This window comes from Echinicola shivajiensis (genome assembly GCF_018642165.1).
In the GTDB taxonomy this organism is placed as follows: domain Bacteria; phylum Bacteroidota; class Bacteroidia; order Cytophagales; family Cyclobacteriaceae; genus Echinicola; species Echinicola shivajiensis.
Window position 1 is genome coordinate 1 of sequence record NZ_JAHHZM010000032.1, and the last position, 750, is coordinate 750.

At 50.4% G+C, this 750-nt stretch carries 1 protein-coding gene; it reads right to left on the reverse strand.

The features are described from left to right. On the reverse strand, positions 1–731 hold a 731-nt coding region (locus KMW37_RS22355; RefSeq protein ID WP_215226865.1), incomplete at its 3' end, for an MBG domain-containing protein. Positions 732–750 lie beyond the last annotated feature (19 nt).

A 750-nucleotide genomic window follows, 5' to 3' on the forward strand; every position in this document is an offset into this window, starting at 1 on the left:
AAAGCCGTCCTGCCCGCAAGTGCCTCCTGGCTGTCCCAGTACAAGGTATTGTCGGAAAGGGAGAAGTAGCCATTGTCCATGGAGCCTTCAACCAGTTCCAGGACATGTTGGTTGTCCACTGGGTCCACCACCGTGAAACCGCCTATTGCAAGTGGGCCGTTCTGGGCCTCAAAACTGTTATTGTCAAGGACAATCTCCTCTGGGAACGGCTTCGCATTGACGTTTACGAACATGAACGGTACAGGTACCTCTTCGACCAATATGGTCCCCGGAAGCTCCAGCAGGCCGGTGATATGGTAAGCTCCCCTTGCCCTGGTATCTATCGATGATCTGTTCCAGTTGACTTTCAGGTTGATCAGCTCATCCTGTTCGGTCCTTACCAGTACCGTTTCAGGTAGCAATATGCCATCAACGGCCACTCCCCAGTCCACGGTAACTGCAGCAGGCTCGTAGACCTCCTCGATCTTCATGCCCTGGATGGTAAGCGTGGCTGACTGGTAGACAATATTATAATTATCCCCTGCGGACAAGCTGCCCAAATTAATATCATATACACCAATTGACTCACCTGCTGCTCTGCTTAAGCTTCCTGTCAAAATGTTCTCATCATCACCATTGACAAAACCGGAAGCAGTATAGCCCAATACAGGATCTGCCGTGCCATAGACCTTGGTCTGCTCATCGGCAATGACCGATAGGCTGGCCTGGCTTATTTCAAGGTTGCCGTCCATATAACTGATGGTATAATTA